We start from the raw sequence: 15,197 nt of genomic DNA on the forward strand, positions 1-15,197 counted from the left end.
TGGCGCGTGGTTCTGTACCAGGCTTCGGCGGTTTCGACGCGGACGGCGGCTTTGGCTTCGACTGCGCCTTTGCAGGCTTGGGCGAAGTTGTAGTTGGAGTAGCCGAAGAGGGTGGGGACGCGGCAGGCGATGGGTTCGATGATGTTTTGGCAGCCGGCATCGACGAGGCTGCCGCCGACGAAGGCAATGTCTGCGCTGAGATAGTAGGCGGCAAGTTCGCCCATGCTGTCGCCTATCCAAACCTGTGTGTTGGGGGAAACGGGTTGTCCGTCGCTGCGTTTTTGCACGGTATAACCAAGCGATTTGGCGATATCGTAGGCCGTCTGAAAGTTTTCAGGGTGGCGCGGGACGATGACCAGCAAGGCATTGCCGCGGTAGCCCTGCCATGCTTTGAGGAGCAGCTCGGCTTCGTCTGTGCCTTTATACACGCGCGTGCTGGCGCAGACGACGACGGCTCGTGCGCCGATGCGTTCTTTAAAGGCGGCGGCAAGCGGGCGCGAGTCGTTGGGGGGCGCGATGTCGTATTTGGTGTTGCCGCAGACGTGGACGTTGGATGCGCCGATGAGGTGCAGGCGTTCGGCATCGGCGGCGGTTTGGGCAAAGCAGCCGGAGAGGGTCTGCATGGCAGGCTCGACCAACTTGCGGATTTTAAGATAGCCGCGTTGGGATTTTTCGGAGAGGCGCGCGTTGGCCAGAAAGAGGGGAATACCTGCTTTTTTGCAGCCGTGCATCAGGTTGGGCCAGATTTCGGTTTCCATCAAAATGCCGCAGATGGGGCGGTGTTCGGCTAAAAATCGGGCGACCCATTCGGATTTGTCGTAGGGCAGGTAACGGCATTGCGCATCGGGGAACAGGGATTGCGCGGTGGCGCGGCCAGTCGGCGTCATTTGGGTAATCAGAAACGGCGAGTCGGGAAAATGGCGGCGTAATGCCTGCACCAAAGGTTCGGCCGCACGCGTTTCGCCGACGGATACGGCGTGTATCCAAATCGGGCGTTGTACGGGATTGGGATACGCCTGCCCGAAACGCTCGTCCCAATGCTCGAGATAGGCTGGGGATTTGAGGGCGCGGCGGCGCAGGTGGCGGCGGATCAGGAAGGGGGCGAGGTGCCACAGCGTGGCGTAAAGGCGGCGTATCATGCTTACGGATCTTGTGTCGGAATAGGCCTATTTTATCGGAAACTGAAACGGAAGATATAGCTTTGATGCGGGTTTTACGCAAAGGAAACAGGCCGTCTGAAAGGTTTCAGACGGCCTTTAATGCAGGCATAAACGCTTTTACTTCACTTGCGCCATATATTTTTTCAGACGGCCTTTGCTTTGCATGGCGCGGTTTTCCATTTCATCGACAACGGCTTGCGCTTTGGCTTTGTTCACCGGTTTGCCGACCTGAATCACGCCGCTCATGTTCATCATGCGGTGCGGCGGGCAGGTATAGACGTATACGCCTTCTTTGTCGAGTTTGAGGGTGAAGTCTTTACCGTCTTCAGAGAGGAAGTCGGCAACGCCCTCGGGCAGGGCTTTGCTTTGTACCCAGTGGCCGCTGTTGGTGGCTTTGAAGGTTACGGTGTCGCCGACTTTGGCGTTGACGTAGCCGGGTTCGAACACCATACTGCCGTCTTTGCCGTTGTCGAGCATTTTGATTTCGTGGTTGGCGGCGTGTGCGCTAAGGGACGCGGTCAGCATCAGGAGGAAGAGGGATTTTTTCATGGGGGAGTCCTTTTTGTGAAGAGTATAAAATGGTTGCGGGGCTGGTTTCTTGGTGGCAGATTTCTCAGCTAGGATTGCCGCATCGGGCGGATAACGGGCAGGCCTTTGCTGTCGTACAAAAGTTCGATGTCCACTTTATACAGTCTGCCTATCATGTCCGCCTGCAACACGTCCTGCGGTGCGCCCTGCGCCTGTACTTTGCCTTCGCCGAGCAGAATCACGCCGTCTGAAAACTGCGCGGCGAGGCTCAAATCATGCAAGACCATCAGCGTAACCAGATTGTGTTCGTGCGTGTATTGCACCACGCGTTCCAAGAGGTTCAACTGGTGGTGCATATCCAGCGCGCTGACCGGTTCGTCCAGCATCAGGATTTCAGGGCGGCGCAGCATGACTTGGGCAAACATCACGAGCTGCCGCTGTCCGCCGGAAAGCCGCATGACGTCGCGGTGCGCCAAGTGGCCGATGCCCAGCTCCGCCATGATACTTGCGGCTTCGTGCAGCAGTTCGTCGCCGACGTGCATGTGCAGCGCGTCCATGCGGCCGAGCAACACGACTTCCAACGCGGTCAGCGAGGCTTCGGCGGCGGTGTCCTGCGGCATATAGCCTATGCGTTTGCGCCAGCTTTGCAGGTGGATTTTGCTCAACGCTTCGTCACCGTAGCGGATGGTGCCTTTGTGCGCCACTTCGCCGAAAATCGTTTTCATCAGCGAGGATTTGCCCGTGCCGTTCGGGCCGAGCACGGAATAGACTTTGCCTTGTTCCAGCGTCAAATCGATACTGTCGGCGACCACATAATCGCCGCGCCGGATGTGTACGTTTTCAAGTTTCAACATTTCAGACGGCCTATCGTTTCGTTAATACAATCCAGAAGAAGAACGGCACGCCGACAAACGACGTAACAATCCCCACCGGAAACAGCGCGCCGGGGATAATCACCTTGGACAACACGCTTGCCACCGATAAAAACGCCGCCCCTGCCAGCATCGCGCCGGGTAGGAAGAAACGTTGGTCTTCGCCCAAAAGAATCCGCGCCACATGCGGGGCAACCAAGCCGATAAAGCCGATCACGCCGACAAAACTGATTGCCGTCGCCGTCATCACCGCCACCAACACCAGCGTTTTCAGGCGCAAAAATTGCAGATTGATGCCCAGCCCGACGGCGCGTTCTTCACCCAAACGCAGCGCGGTCAGCTTCCACACATCGCGCGAAAGCAGAAACACGCATACCGCCGTAACCGCCGCCGTAACGATGACCGTCTCCCAAGTTGCCTTGGTCAAACTGCCGAACAGCCAGAACAGAATCTGCTGCGAAATCTCAGGCGCGGCGATAAACTGAATCAGCGACAAAATCGACTGAAACAGAAACAAAAGCGCAATCCCCACCAGCACCAGCATCGCCGAATTGAAGCGGCGCGCCGAGGCAAACAGGAACAAGATGCCCGAAGCCAGCATGGTCATCACAAACGCGCCGATGGGGACGGCGACCGTTTCAGGCAGCCCGAAACCGCCGAACGCAATCACCACCGACGCGCCCAAACCTGCCGCCGCCGCCAAGCCCAGCGTATAAGGGCTGGCCATCGGGTTGTTCAAGAGCGTTTGAATCTCCGCCCCGCCGACACCCAAAGCCGCACCGACCACCAGCGCCATTACCGCAATCGGCAGGCGCAAATCCATCACAATCAGGCGGTTCATTTCATCAACTTCGGGTTTGCCCAGCAAAACATTGACCACTTCGCCGACAGGAAGCGTGTCCGTCATCGCCGGGCCGGTGGCGATGTCGAATAAAAAACTGACCGCCGCGATGATTAAAAACATCAACACAATCAACCAACGCTTGCCTTCCAACTTGCGCTGGTTTTTCACAATCTCGGCGACAACCGAATCATTCATGTTTCAAACCTTTAAAAAAGAATGTTGATAAAGGGGAGAACGGGTTTGCCTTTTTCTTCCGCAAAAATTTCAGACGGCCTTCCGATTTAAAAGGCCGTCTGAAAATCTAAACTACCTTATTGTCCTTTCGGATAGAGGTAGAACGTGCCGCTCGGAACGACGGGCAGGTTTTGGCGGTAGAAGTCCAGATAGGTTTTCTCAGGGTTGAAATCTTTAAACAACTGCGGATAAATCGCTTTGGCCATAAACTGAATCGACGCGCTGTCGGACAGCGTGCGCGAGTTGGCATGGTAGGCGGCGTAGAGGCGGTTGTTTTTAATCGCAGGCAGGTTCGCCCAGCCGGCGCGTTTGGCAAAGCCTGCCAAGCGTTTTTCCGCTTCGGCTTTCGGAATGCCCCAGCCCATCACCATGGCGGCAGGGTTTTTCTTCAATTCGGTTTCGCGGCCGGTAATCACGATCACGTCGGGTTTGGCGGCGAGGACTTTTTCAGGATTGATCGGGCCGTAGAATTCGACCGAAGAAGCGGCGATATTGTTGCCGCCGACCAGCGTCGCCATCGAACCCCACATGCTCTTGCCGAAGGTTACGCTGTGTTCGGCAGGGCCTTTATTGCCGAACTCGACATAGACTTTAGGCTTGGGCAGGTTGGCTTTTTTCACGCGCGCCTGGATGGTGTCGGCAACGCGTTTGTAGTCTGCCGCCAGTTTGTCGGCTTTTTGCTGCTGGCCGGTCAGCGTGCCGATAAGCTTGGTCGATTGGACGTGTTTGGCCACCGTTTGCGCGTTGTAGTCCAACACGACGATGGGGATGCCGGCCTTGTTGATGCGGTCGAGATCGGAACCCAAAGCCTTGTATTGCCATTCGGCCAAAACCAGCAAATCGGGTTTCAGCGCCAATACTTTCTCAATCGAGAAAGTGCCGACTTCCACTTCGCCCACGTCGGTCAGCTGATTCAGTTTAGGCACGGCTTTGCTGAATGCCGCCCAGCTCGGCGGCGCCCAGTCGGCCCAAACTGCTTTGGAAAAACCAACGACGTTGTCCAGCGCGGTTTTACCGCCGATGGCCATGTAGTCTTGGTAATAGAAGCCCAACACCACACGTTTGGCAGGCAGGTCGACAGTTACCTTACGGCCAACGGTATCGGTCAGCTGAACGGGTTTGGCAAAAGCGGATACGGAGCCGACTGATAAAGCTGCGGCGGCAATCAAAGCAGAAAGTTGCGTAAATCTCATGAATCATTCCTTTAAAATATGATGATAATTACTATCTTTTTATAAATTTATAAGGTATTGAATCTTTTTTCAAGTGAATGTAGGGATAGACATATTTCGAAATAAAAAGTTTCATCATTAAAACGAAGGGATAGTGTTTATATAGGGCTTTGGTGTACTGAAGACCTAGTAAAAAGGAATGATATGGGGTACCTAAAGCCATAGTGGGCAGTAGCTGGAATGGATCGGTAAAGGGTTTTTTATTGCAAAAAAATAAAAGGTATTCGGTTGAAAACAAGGCCGTCTGAAACCTTGCAATCAGGGTTCAGACGGCCTTTGGTGTCGGCATAAAAGTTTTATTTCACTTGCGCCCTATATTTTTCAGACGGCCTGTAAGCAGTGTTTGGGAAAAGTGAAAAAGGTTGGTTTTTGAAATGGCGAAATAGGGAAGAAGAGGGCTTGAGGGAGAGTTGGGCGTAAACCCAAAATGGGGACGAATAAAAGGGCGTGTATCGAAACACGCCCTTTTTAGAGATTCAGACGGCCTGTGATTCCGCCTGTTCGCTTTGGTTAAGGATTTTAATCAGTTTTTCGGCTTTTTCCGGGTCTTCGCAGCGCAGGATTTTGGCGGCATCGTTTTCGAGATGGCCGGTGTTGCTGTGCAGGATGATGTTTTTAACCGAAAGCAGGTTGTTGGGGTTCATGGAGAAGCGGCGCAGGCCCATGCCGAGCAACAGTCGGGTGAAGACGGTATCGCCGGCCATTTCGCCGCAGATGGACACGCCTTTTTCCATGCGGTTTGCGGTGCGGATGATGTGTTGCAGCGTTTTGAGGACGGCAGGGTGGCCGGGTTGGTAGAGGTGGCTGACGCTGTCGTCGCCGCGGTCGACCGACAGGAGGTATTGAATCAGGTCGTTGGTGCCGATGGAAACGAAGTCGACGAGCTTGAGGATGCTGCCGACGGTCATGGCGGCGGACGGGATTTCGATCATGCAGCCGATGCTGACCGGGCCGAAGGTTTCGCCGCGTTCGGTCAGTTGGCGTTGGGCCGTGTCCAGATGGATAAGGCATTGGCGCACTTCGGAAATAGACGTAATCATCGGCCACATCATGCGCACGGGGCCGTGGGTGGCGGCACGGAGGATGGCACGCATTTGGGTGCGGAACATGACCGGCTCTGCAAGGCACAGGCGGATGCCGGTCAGGCCGAGTGCGGGGTTGAGGCTGCCGTTGGGTGTGCTGTTTTGGCCGAACCAGCGCGGATTTTTATCGACGCCCAAATCGACGGTGCGGATGGTGATGTTTTTGCCTTTGAGTTTTTTGACGATGCCGGCATAGACTTCGTATTGTTCGTCTTCGGTCGGCATGTTGTCGCGGTTGAGATAAAGAAATTCGCTGCGGAACAGGCCGACGCCGTCTGCGCCGAAGTTGTGTAGGGCTTTGATGTCTTCTGCGGATTCGATGTTGGCTAAAAGTTCGATGTTGATGCCGTCGGCCGTGGTGGCGGCGGTTTTTTTGATTTTGTTGAGTTCGCGCTTGTGGCTGCGGTATTCGCGGGCGAGGCGGCGGTATTCGTTGAGGACGACTTCGTCGGGATCGATGATGAGGACGCCGTTGATGCCGTCGACGATGACGATTTCGTTTTCGGTAATGAGTTTGCGGGCGTTGTGCAGGCCGATGACGGACGGGATGTCGAGGCTGCGGCCTAAGATGGCGGTGTGGCTGGTCGGGCCGCCGGCATCGGTTACGAAGGCGGTAATGTGCTGCTCTTTGAATAGTACGGTATCGGCAGGCGAGAGGTCGTGCGCGATGAGGACGGTGTCGTCAAGCAGGTTGCCGGCGAGGTTGATTTCGTTGCTTTGGCCGACAAGGTTGTTGTGGATGCGGCGGACGACTTGGAGCATGTCCTGTTTGCGTTCGCGCAGGTAGTCGTCGTCAATGCTATCGAACTGGGCGGCAAGCTTGTCGCTTTGCAGTTTCAATGCCCATTCGGCGTTGATTTTCTGCTCGCACAAAATGTCGATGGGTTCGCGTGAGAGGGTGACGTCGGTCAGCAGCATCAGGTGCAGGGAGATGAACGCGCCCAATTCGGTCGGAGCATTTTCGGGAATCGCGCCGCGCAGCTGTTCCAGTTCTTTGCGCGTGGCTTTGATGGCGTTGTCGAAACGGGCGACTTCGGCATCGAGTTTGTCGAGATCAATGTCGTATTGGGGGACTTCCGTTGTGCCGCGCGTGATGAGGTGGGCGTGGCCGATGGCAATGCCTTTGCCCGCGGCTACACCGTGTAGGACGATGCTCATTATTCGCCCTCGCCGAAGTAGTCGTTGATGAGGTCGGTCAACGCCTGCATGGCGGCGGCTTCGTCTGCGCCTTCTGTTTCCAGCTCAATCACGGTGCCTTTGGCGGCGGCCAGCATCATCAGGCCCATGATGCTTTTGCCGTTGACGCGATTGCCGTTTTTGGTGACCCAGACTTCGCTTTGGAATTGGGAGGCGGTTTGGGTGAATTTGCTGGAAGCGCGCGCGTGCAGGCCGAGTTTGTTGATGATTTCGATTTCTTGTTTGAGCATGGATGTCCCCTAAATGTAATGTTCGTAAAGTGAATGTTTTCAGACGGCCTTAGCCGTGTTCTTTGCACACCAGGTCTTCAGGTGCGGATGTAATGGCGAAAATGCCCCGGATGGCGGCTTCTTTGACGGTTTCAGTGAAGTCGGAGAGGTTTTCGGCTTGTGATGAGTATTGGATGGCTTTAATCATCATCGGGGCGTTGAGGCCGGTCAGGATGGCGGATTTGTTTTCGCGCACCAGCCGGCGTGCGGCGTTGCATGGGGTTGCGCCGAAGATGTCGGTCATGATCAGCACGCCGCGGTTGTTGGGAAATTCCTGCAATGCGGCGATGGCGTTGTTGATGATGTCGTTTTGATCCTCGTCGGGCTGTACGCCGAGGATGTGGAGATTTTCGGGGAAGCCGTTGGGAAAGAAATGGTCGGCCAAACCGCGATAGGCTTCACCTATGGTTTCATGTGTAATGATTAACAAACCTATCATGATGTGTTCCTAGCATGGGGGTTGAGGCCGTCTGAAGATTTTTCAGACGACCTTTGTTTTATTTATTGTTTAAGGCGTAGATTTCGCCGAGGTTGCGCCAGCAGCCGGCGGCATCCATGCCGTAACCGAAGACGTAGCGGTTGGGCACGTCCAAACCGACATAATCGGCTTTGGTCGGTTTTTCTTTGTCGATCAGCTTGTTGGCAAACACGGCCGCACGGCAGCTTGCCGCGCCCATTTCCAACAGTTTTTCCTGAATGGCGGCCATGGTGTGGCCTTCGTCCAAGATGTCGTCCAAAACGACTACATGACGGCCTTTGATTTGCTCGGGGTCGGGCATGCGTTTCCAGTTGAACGCGCCGCCTGCGAGTTTGTCGCCGTAGCGGGAAACGTGGACGTAGTCAAAGTCCAAAGGAAAGCGCAACAGCGGCAATAACTGTCCTGTAAACACCACCGCACCACCCATGACAGGCAAGAGCAGGGGGTATTTGTCGCCCAAGTCGCGGGTAATGTCGTCGGCAACTTTTTGCAAGGCCGCGCGGCATTGTTCTTGGTCAAACAGCAAGTCGGCATTGTCCAGCATGGCTTGGGTTTCAAGGCGTTTGGTTTCTAAGTCGGTCATGATAGGTCGTGTTGAGTGCGGTTAAAAACAAATTATATAGCGGATTCAATCAATTTTCGATACAAGGCGCGGCAATAGTGTAGTGAAAGCGAAGGGATTTGAGCCGACCACGTTCAGACGGCCTTTTGTCCTTCCGCTTCGTCCACCAGCAAAAATGCCGTCAAAGCCAAAGCGGTCAATACTGCCGTCAACACCATCGCCCGTCCGTAATTGTCCGCACCGGCGCGCCCGAGATAATCGTAAATCAAAGTGGTCAGCGTCTGCCATTCGGGGCGCGACAGGAACAATGTGGCCGCAAATTCGCCGATACACGTTGCCGAAGCCAAAGTCAGACCGCGCCGCAAAGCCGGTTTCAATAAAGGCGCGGTTACATAACAGGCCGTCTGAAAACCGTTTGCGCCCATAGTACGCGCCGCCGCCGCGTAATCTTTGGGCAAACCGTCCCACGCGGCCAATACATCTTTGGCCACAAACGGATACGCCAACAGCGCGTAAGTCGCCGTCAGCAGCCACAGCGAAGCCGTCCACTGCGGATAGAGCAGCAATACGCCGAACGCAATGCACACGGGCGACACCATAAACGGCAAAAACATCAGCGCGCGCAACCACGCCATTTGCCGTGCCGCCGCCGCATACAGTACGCCCAATACCGTCGCCGCCGCCACTGCTGCCGCAGAGAAACGGACGGTGTTCCACACAGCCGTCCAAGTCTGCGCTTCAAACAAAACCGACCACGAAGAGCCTGCCGATACCGCCTTGAGCCACACCGCCGCCAAAGGCAGCAGGCAGCACACTGCCAACATGGTCAATACCGTTGCCGTCAGCCATTTTTCCCAAGCCCATATCGGCGCACGCGGAGGCAAAGGCGAGACTGACTTATCCACAGTCACGCGCCTGCTCCAATACGCATACAAACCGCCTGCCGCCGCCGTAACCGCCAGCACCAGCCACACCAACACCGACGCACGCGCCATGTCCAACTCATACGCCACCAGCCGGTAGATTTCCACTTCCACCGTCGCAAAACGTTCGCCGCCGAGCAGCAAGGCCAGCCCGAAGCCTGAAAAACAATATAAAAACACCAGGCACGCGCCGCCGGCAACCCACGCGCGCACCACCGGCCATTCGACCCAGACAAACCGCCTCCACGCGTCCGCGCCCAAAGATTGTGCCGACAGCAACCGCGCCTGCGGCACACGCACAAATCCCTGATACGCCGAGCGCACCAAAACCGGCAGGTTGAAAAACACGTTGCCGTAAATCAGCAGCCACGGCGTGTCCTGCCAACCTGCCGCCAGCATACCGTGTGCACCAAACAAGGCGAGCACGCCCATGCCTGCCACCAAAGTCGGCATCACGAAAGGCAGCATCAGCAGGCGCAAAACCGTGCGCCGTCCGGCAAAGTCCATCCGCGCCAGCACCCACGCCGCAGGCACGCCCAAAGCCGTGACCAAGACGCAGGTCAAAACCGCCTGCGCCACCGTCCAGCCCAAGCGCAGGCGCATATAGTCATCAGCCACCACTTCCGCCCAAGCGCCTTCGCCGTCGTAAAACGCCAACGACAGCAAAGGCGCGGCCACCATAATCGCTAAGAAACCTAAAGGCAGAAGCAACAGCGCAAACCGCCGAATCCAAACCTGCATCGATGCGTACCCGAGAATAAAAATGCCTATTTTAGCCCGAGTTCGGCATAGAAGGTGGTATTCCTGCCCTTGTTTTCAGACGGCCTGTGTAGCTTTACGGATAAAACCGCCGTTTCTTCAAATTTTCCAAACATTTACGAAATCTCTTCAAAAAGGCAACATAATTGGTTGGGTATTTTTGATACAATCCGCCGCTTCAAAAAATCAAATAAATCAAAAACAAGGAAACATTATGACCGCTACACGTCCACAAACCTATGATGCCGTCGCGCGCGCGTTGCATTGGCTGACCGTACTCGGTTTCATCGGCATCCTCTCCACCATTACCGTTTGGACCATCTATGATGGCGAAGAATGGGTCAAATCGCTCTTTGGCGTGCATAAATCCATCGGTTTCATCACGTTGCTGGTGATTATCGTGCGCATTGTTTGGGCCTTGCTCAATGCGTCCAAACGTCCTGCCGCCGACAGCTTTGCCGCCAAAGCAGGCCACCTTGCCCTTTACGTCTTCATGCTCGCCGTTCCCGTTATCGGCATGATCCGCCAATATGGCGGCGGCCGTGGCCCGTTGAAAGTATTCGGTGTCGAAGTGATGCAGGGTTCGCCTGAAAAAATCGAATGGATGTCCAACCTCGGCAATATGGCGCACGGCAAACTCGGCTGGCTGCTCTTCGCGCTGGTCGCCGGCCACATCGCCATGGTTGTTGTCCACCGCATTCAAGGCCACGACGTTTTATACCGCATGATCGGTCGTCGTTCTTAAGTGTAAAACGGTAAACAGCCAAGGCCGTCTGAAAACAGTTTGATCAAGCAAAAACTGTTTTCAGACGGCCTTTTTGTATTTGTGTTAATCTGCAAAAGTAGGGCAGGCATTTTGCCTGACTGTTGTCTAAATACTGTAAACCGTACCGAGAAACACCATGACTGCTCCTATTCTCGCCATTACATCCGGCGAACCGGCCGGCATCGGCCCCGACATCTGCCTTGATTTGGCTTTCGCCGACCTTCCTTGTCGCCCCGTTGTTTTGTGCGACAAAAACCTGTTGGTAAACAGGGCCGAACAGCTCGGCAAATCCGTCATTTTGCGCGATTTTCAAGCTCAAGCGGCTGAACCGTTGCCCAAGGGTGAACTCGAAGTTCTGCATATTCCCTTAGATGCCGAGTGTCGGGCGGGCGAACTCAATCCTGCCAATGCCGCGTATGTGCTCCGACTGCTGGATACGGCGTATCAGGGCATTTCAGACGGCCTGTTTGCCGGTATGGTTACCGCGCCGCTGCATAAAGGCATCATCAACGATGCCCACGCAGACAACGGCTTTTTCAGCGGCCATACCGAATACCTCGCCGAAAAAAGCCATACCGAACAAGTTGTCATGATGCTGACCGGCGGCGGCCTGCGCGTGGCGTTGGTTACCACCCATCTGCCGCTGAAAGACATTTCCGCCGCCATCACGAAGCCTTTAATCGAGTCGGTTGTCCGCATTCTTGAACACGACCTGCGCCATAAGTTCGGCATAGCCAAACCGGTCATCCTCGTTACCGGCCTCAATCCCCATGCCGGCGAAGGCGGCCATTTGGGACACGAAGAAATCGACACCATTATTCCGGCGCTTCATGCCCTGCAGGCCGAAGGCATAGACGCACGCGGCCCTTATCCGGCTGATACTGTGTTCCAACCTTTTTTACTCAAAGATGCCGATGCCGTCCTCGCCATGTATCACGACCAAGGGCTGCCGGTACTCAAATACGCCGGTTTCGGCGAAGGCGTGAATATCACCCTCGGCCTGCCCTTTATCCGCACTTCCGTCGACCATGGCACGGCCTTGAACTTGGCAGGTACGGGCAAAGCTGATTCTGGCAGCCTGATTACCGCCGTCCGCGCCGCGTTTGATATGTCGCACAATATGCAGAAACAGGCCGTCTGAAACGTAGAGGTTTAATCGTTTGTAGGCGTAATGTGTTCCCGTAAAAGCATCATCAGGGAGCATCTGCATGCTGATTTGATGAAGTCGATGGATGTTTGGACAATAATCAGCGTTTTATTTTAAAAACCATATAAAAAAGGCCGTCTGAAGACCCATGTTTTGGGTTTCAGACGGCCTTTTGGTTTTTTGGTTTACCAAATTTCAGACAAAGTTTCTTTGACTTTGGCCTTCACTTCCGCACCGAAGCGACGGCTGAGCATTTTGCTGAAATCGTCTTGCGGCGTGTAGTTGACCAGCTCGGGGGCTTTGACAACATCGCGGGCAACGCTGTAAATGCTACCGAAGTCGTCAATCAGGCCGACCTGTTTGGCTTCTTTGCCGGTGTAGATGCGGCCGCTGAAAATATCGGGATACTGTTTGTCTTTCAACCTTGCGCCGCGGCCGAGTTTGACGGCTTTGATAAATTCTTGGTGAATATCGCCCAACATGGTTTCCCAAATTTGGGTTTGTGCCGGCGTTTCAGGCGTGAAAGGGTCACCCATGCCTTTGTTGCTGCCGGCGGTTTTCAGACGGCGTTTGACACCGGCTTTGTCCATCAGGCCGGTAAAGTCGAAACCGCCGCCGATCACGCCGATGCTGCCGACAATACTGGAAGGGTCGGCGTATATTTTGTCGGCTGCGGCGGCAATGTAGTAGCAGCCGGAAGCGCACATGTCTTCGGCAACGAGGTAGACCGGGATGTCTTTGTGTTCGGCTTTGAGGCGGCGGACTTCGTTAAAGGCCGTGTTGGACACGACAGGCGAACCGCCGGGGCTGTTGGCACGAATGATGATGGCTTTGGCGTTACCGTTTTCGTAGGCGGCTTCCATGCTGTCGCGCAGGATTTGGACTTGGTCGTCGATGTCGTTGCCGATTTCGCCGGTCAGGTCGATAACGGCGGTGTGTTCGCTGCGGGCTTGGATGCTCGTGGTTTTTCCTTCTTCTTCCGCAAGGCCGAAGATTAGGCTGAGGAAGATGAGGACGGCGACGCCGCGCCAGATATTGCGCCAAATGCGGGCGCGGCGCTGTTCTTGGTAGGCGGCGAGGAGGACTTCGCGCAGGGTGTTGCGCTCCCAGTTGTCGACGGGGGTGGAGGCTGAAGAGGGTGTGTTTTGGGCATCGCCTTCACGGTGGATTCGGTATTGCATGATGTGATGTGCTTTCTTGTAGGCCGTCTGAATGTTCAGACGGCCTTATCGGTTTTAGTTGATGGAATAGCCGCGCAGGTATTGCGTACGTTCGCGGGTCATACGGGTTTCACACTGCAGGCGCAGGTATTCTGCTTGTGCGGCGTTGTCTGCGGACGCGGCGGCTTGTTGGCAGTTGAGTTTTTTGCTTTGAATCCAGGCGCGTTGTTCGCCGAGGATTTGTTGTTTGACATCGCTGTCTAAGCCGCCCCAGAGGTCGTTGATCTCGCCGTCTGTCTGACGGTTTTGCGCGCGCGCGTTGTCGAGTTCGCTTTGGCTGAGGCCGGGCGGCTCGTTGCGCGGAGTTTCACGGTCAGGGTGCAGGACTTCGTAGTCTGAATCGTCGTCATTATCGGTCAAACCGACGGCTTGGCTGGCGGCGTTGTTTTCAAGGATGTCTTGCGGATTGAGGGTGGGTGGTTCTTCCGTGTTTTGGTTTTGCAGCAGTTTGATGGCCTGCTCTTTGGACACGGGTTTGCCGTCTATCATGACGATGCTTTTCACGCCGTAGGGCAGCAGGGTGGCGGAAAGGGTTTGGGCGGTGGAACTCAGGGTATTGTCTTCGAAAACCGGTTTGCCGTCTTTATCGGGGGTGTAGAGCAGGGTGGTGCTGAACGTGTTGTTTTCAAAAGTCAGGTTGCTGCCCATCAGTTTTTGTTCGAGCATGTCGGACAACGGGGTGTTGCCGTAAATCAGCGGGCTGTTGTCTATGGCCGTCTTGAGGATGGTGTCGGGAATGCGGATTTTGAGGTTGGCGCGGCAGATGGCTTTGCCGTCGTCTCCGGTTTCTTTGGGGTCTTCAAGCAGGGTTTCTAATTCGAGGCCGGCGGCGATGATTTTGTCGGCATCGACAAATTGGCGGTTGTCATTGCGGGCAAAGGAGCGCGCTTGTTGTTTGAGGGTGTCTTCGATGGTGGTACGGATGTTTTGCAGTGTGGCCGGTTGGGCGCAATCAAGTGCGGCTTTGGGCTCTTCTTTGCTGCATGCGGCAAGAAGAATCGTGCTTAAAATCAATACGGAAGCGGTTTTTTTGTACATGGGTACTCCTGAAGATGACGGCCTTTCAGACGGCCTGACGTGCTTATCATAACAAAAGCACTTGCAGCAAGTAAATGCGGCAAGTGCTTTTCTATGTCAGACGTATCAGCCTTTGATGACGCTGATGAAGCCGGAGAGGATGGCGGCGTTGAGCAAGTCAACGAAGAACGCACCCACCATAGGTACAATCAAGAAGGCTTTGTGAGACGGGCCAAAAGTTTGGGTAATGGACTGCATATTGGCAACGGCAGTCGGGGTGGCACCCAAACCGAAGCCGCAGTGACCGGCTGCCAATACGGCAGAGTCGTAATCGCGACCCATGAAGACGTAGGTAACGAAAGTGGCGTACAGAATCATCACGACGGTTTGTACGGCCAAGATGATGGTTACAGGGCCTGCCAGACCGGTCAATTCCCACAGTTTCAGGTTCAGAAGAGCCATAGACAGGAAGAGTGACAGGGAGGCGTTACCGAATACGTCGATGGCACGGTCAAACATATTGACTTTGAAGGCGGCAGTCAGGACGTTGCGGATGACCACGCCTGCAAACAGACACCATACGAATTTAGGCAAGTCGAAGAAGGCTTTGTCGTAGCTGTCCACGATTTCGGCAAAAGCCAAACATGCGGCAAACATCGCGAGCGTTTCGACAGCGGAGTCAGCCGTAATCAGGCGAGTGCGCTGTGCTTGTTCGAAGATGTCATCAGTAGCATCGTTGTCGTCGGATTTGGCAGTTTTGACGATAGGTTTACGGCCCATTTTGTTGATCAGACGGCGTGCAACAGGACCACCGATCAAACCGCCGAATACCAGGCCGAATGTTGCAGAAGCCATACCTAAGCCGGTTGCGCCGGTCAGGCCGAATTTGCTTTCAAAGTCAGGACCC

The 15,197-nt window shown here is 55.0% G+C and carries 15 protein-coding genes; 2 read left to right on the top strand and 13 right to left on the bottom strand.

Going from position 1 to position 15,197, the window contains the following annotated elements:
* The 10 genes from waaA to ACTHUE_RS04295 all read right to left on the bottom strand — a co-directional run.
* Positions 1 to 1,139 (bottom strand): lipid IV(A) 3-deoxy-D-manno-octulosonic acid transferase (gene waaA / locus ACTHUE_RS04250; protein ID WP_440423052.1); only part of this gene is annotated, 1,139 nt, incomplete at its 3' end.
* 138 nt (positions 1,140 to 1,277) lie between these two features.
* Positions 1,278 to 1,709, bottom strand: coding sequence for a plastocyanin/azurin family copper-binding protein (locus ACTHUE_RS04255; RefSeq protein ID WP_440361258.1), 432 nt, complete (start codon positions 1,707 to 1,709; stop codon positions 1,278 to 1,280).
* Positions 1,710 to 1,777: 68 nt separating this feature from the next.
* On the bottom strand, positions 1,778 to 2,542 hold the full coding sequence (locus ACTHUE_RS04260; RefSeq protein WP_315116836.1) for an ABC transporter ATP-binding protein: 765 nt from the start codon (positions 2,540 to 2,542) through the stop codon (positions 1,778 to 1,780).
* A gap of 10 nt (positions 2,543 to 2,552) precedes the next feature.
* Positions 2,553 to 3,599: a FecCD family ABC transporter permease gene (locus tag ACTHUE_RS04265; RefSeq protein ID WP_293190685.1), complete on the bottom strand. Its 1,047-nt coding sequence runs from the start codon at positions 3,597 to 3,599 to the stop codon at positions 2,553 to 2,555.
* Positions 3,600 to 3,715: 116 nt separating this feature from the next.
* A complete protein-coding gene (locus ACTHUE_RS04270; protein ID WP_440361259.1) occupies positions 3,716 to 4,831 on the bottom strand; it encodes an ABC transporter substrate-binding protein in 1,116 nt (371 codons plus the stop codon).
* Between the two features lie 515 nt (positions 4,832 to 5,346).
* A complete protein-coding gene (gene ptsP, locus ACTHUE_RS04275) occupies positions 5,347 to 7,110 on the bottom strand; it encodes a phosphoenolpyruvate--protein phosphotransferase (protein WP_049335774.1) in 1,764 nt (587 codons plus the stop codon).
* On the bottom strand, positions 7,110 to 7,379 hold the full coding sequence (locus ACTHUE_RS04280) for an HPr family phosphocarrier protein (protein ID WP_003683718.1): 270 nt from the start codon (positions 7,377 to 7,379) through the stop codon (positions 7,110 to 7,112). The genes ptsP and ACTHUE_RS04280 overlap by 1 nt, the downstream gene beginning before the upstream one ends.
* Before the next feature lie 49 nt (positions 7,380 to 7,428).
* Positions 7,429 to 7,857, bottom strand: coding sequence for a PTS sugar transporter subunit IIA (locus ACTHUE_RS04285; protein ID WP_049335776.1), 429 nt, complete (start codon positions 7,855 to 7,857; stop codon positions 7,429 to 7,431).
* 58 nt (positions 7,858 to 7,915) lie between these two features.
* Positions 7,916 to 8,479: a hypoxanthine-guanine phosphoribosyltransferase gene (locus tag ACTHUE_RS04290; protein WP_003681752.1), complete on the bottom strand. Its 564-nt coding sequence runs from the start codon at positions 8,477 to 8,479 to the stop codon at positions 7,916 to 7,918.
* A 113-nt stretch (positions 8,480 to 8,592) separates the two neighbouring features.
* Positions 8,593 to 10,122, bottom strand: a complete 1,530-nt coding sequence (locus tag ACTHUE_RS04295; RefSeq protein ID WP_049335779.1) for an ABC transporter permease — start codon at positions 10,120 to 10,122, stop codon at positions 8,593 to 8,595.
* A gap of 232 nt (positions 10,123 to 10,354) precedes the next feature.
* Here ACTHUE_RS04295 and ACTHUE_RS04300 point away from each other — a divergent pair, with 232 nt between their 5' ends.
* Entirely contained in the window at positions 10,355 to 10,885 is a 531-nt protein-coding gene (locus tag ACTHUE_RS04300; RefSeq protein ID WP_079453682.1) for a cytochrome b, read from the top strand.
* A 157-nt stretch (positions 10,886 to 11,042) separates the two neighbouring features.
* Positions 11,043 to 12,047: a 4-hydroxythreonine-4-phosphate dehydrogenase PdxA gene (gene pdxA, locus ACTHUE_RS04305; RefSeq protein ID WP_440361260.1), complete on the top strand. Its 1,005-nt coding sequence runs from the start codon at positions 11,043 to 11,045 to the stop codon at positions 12,045 to 12,047.
* 191 nt (positions 12,048 to 12,238) lie between these two features.
* On the opposite strand, the gene ACTHUE_RS04310 is transcribed toward pdxA, so the two are convergent.
* The 3 genes from ACTHUE_RS04310 to gltS all read right to left on the bottom strand — a co-directional run.
* On the bottom strand, positions 12,239 to 13,234 hold the full coding sequence (locus ACTHUE_RS04310; protein WP_004519091.1) for a S49 family peptidase: 996 nt from the start codon (positions 13,232 to 13,234) through the stop codon (positions 12,239 to 12,241).
* A 54-nt stretch (positions 13,235 to 13,288) separates the two neighbouring features.
* On the bottom strand, positions 13,289 to 14,311 hold the full coding sequence (locus tag ACTHUE_RS04315) for a lysozyme inhibitor LprI family protein (RefSeq protein WP_440361261.1): 1,023 nt from the start codon (positions 14,309 to 14,311) through the stop codon (positions 13,289 to 13,291).
* A gap of 105 nt (positions 14,312 to 14,416) precedes the next feature.
* The coding region (gene gltS, locus ACTHUE_RS04320) for a sodium/glutamate symporter (protein ID WP_440402813.1) at positions 14,417 to 15,197 on the bottom strand (781 nt) is incomplete at its 5' end.

The sequence above is a fragment of the Neisseria sp. P0021.S005 genome, from assembly GCF_051956955.1.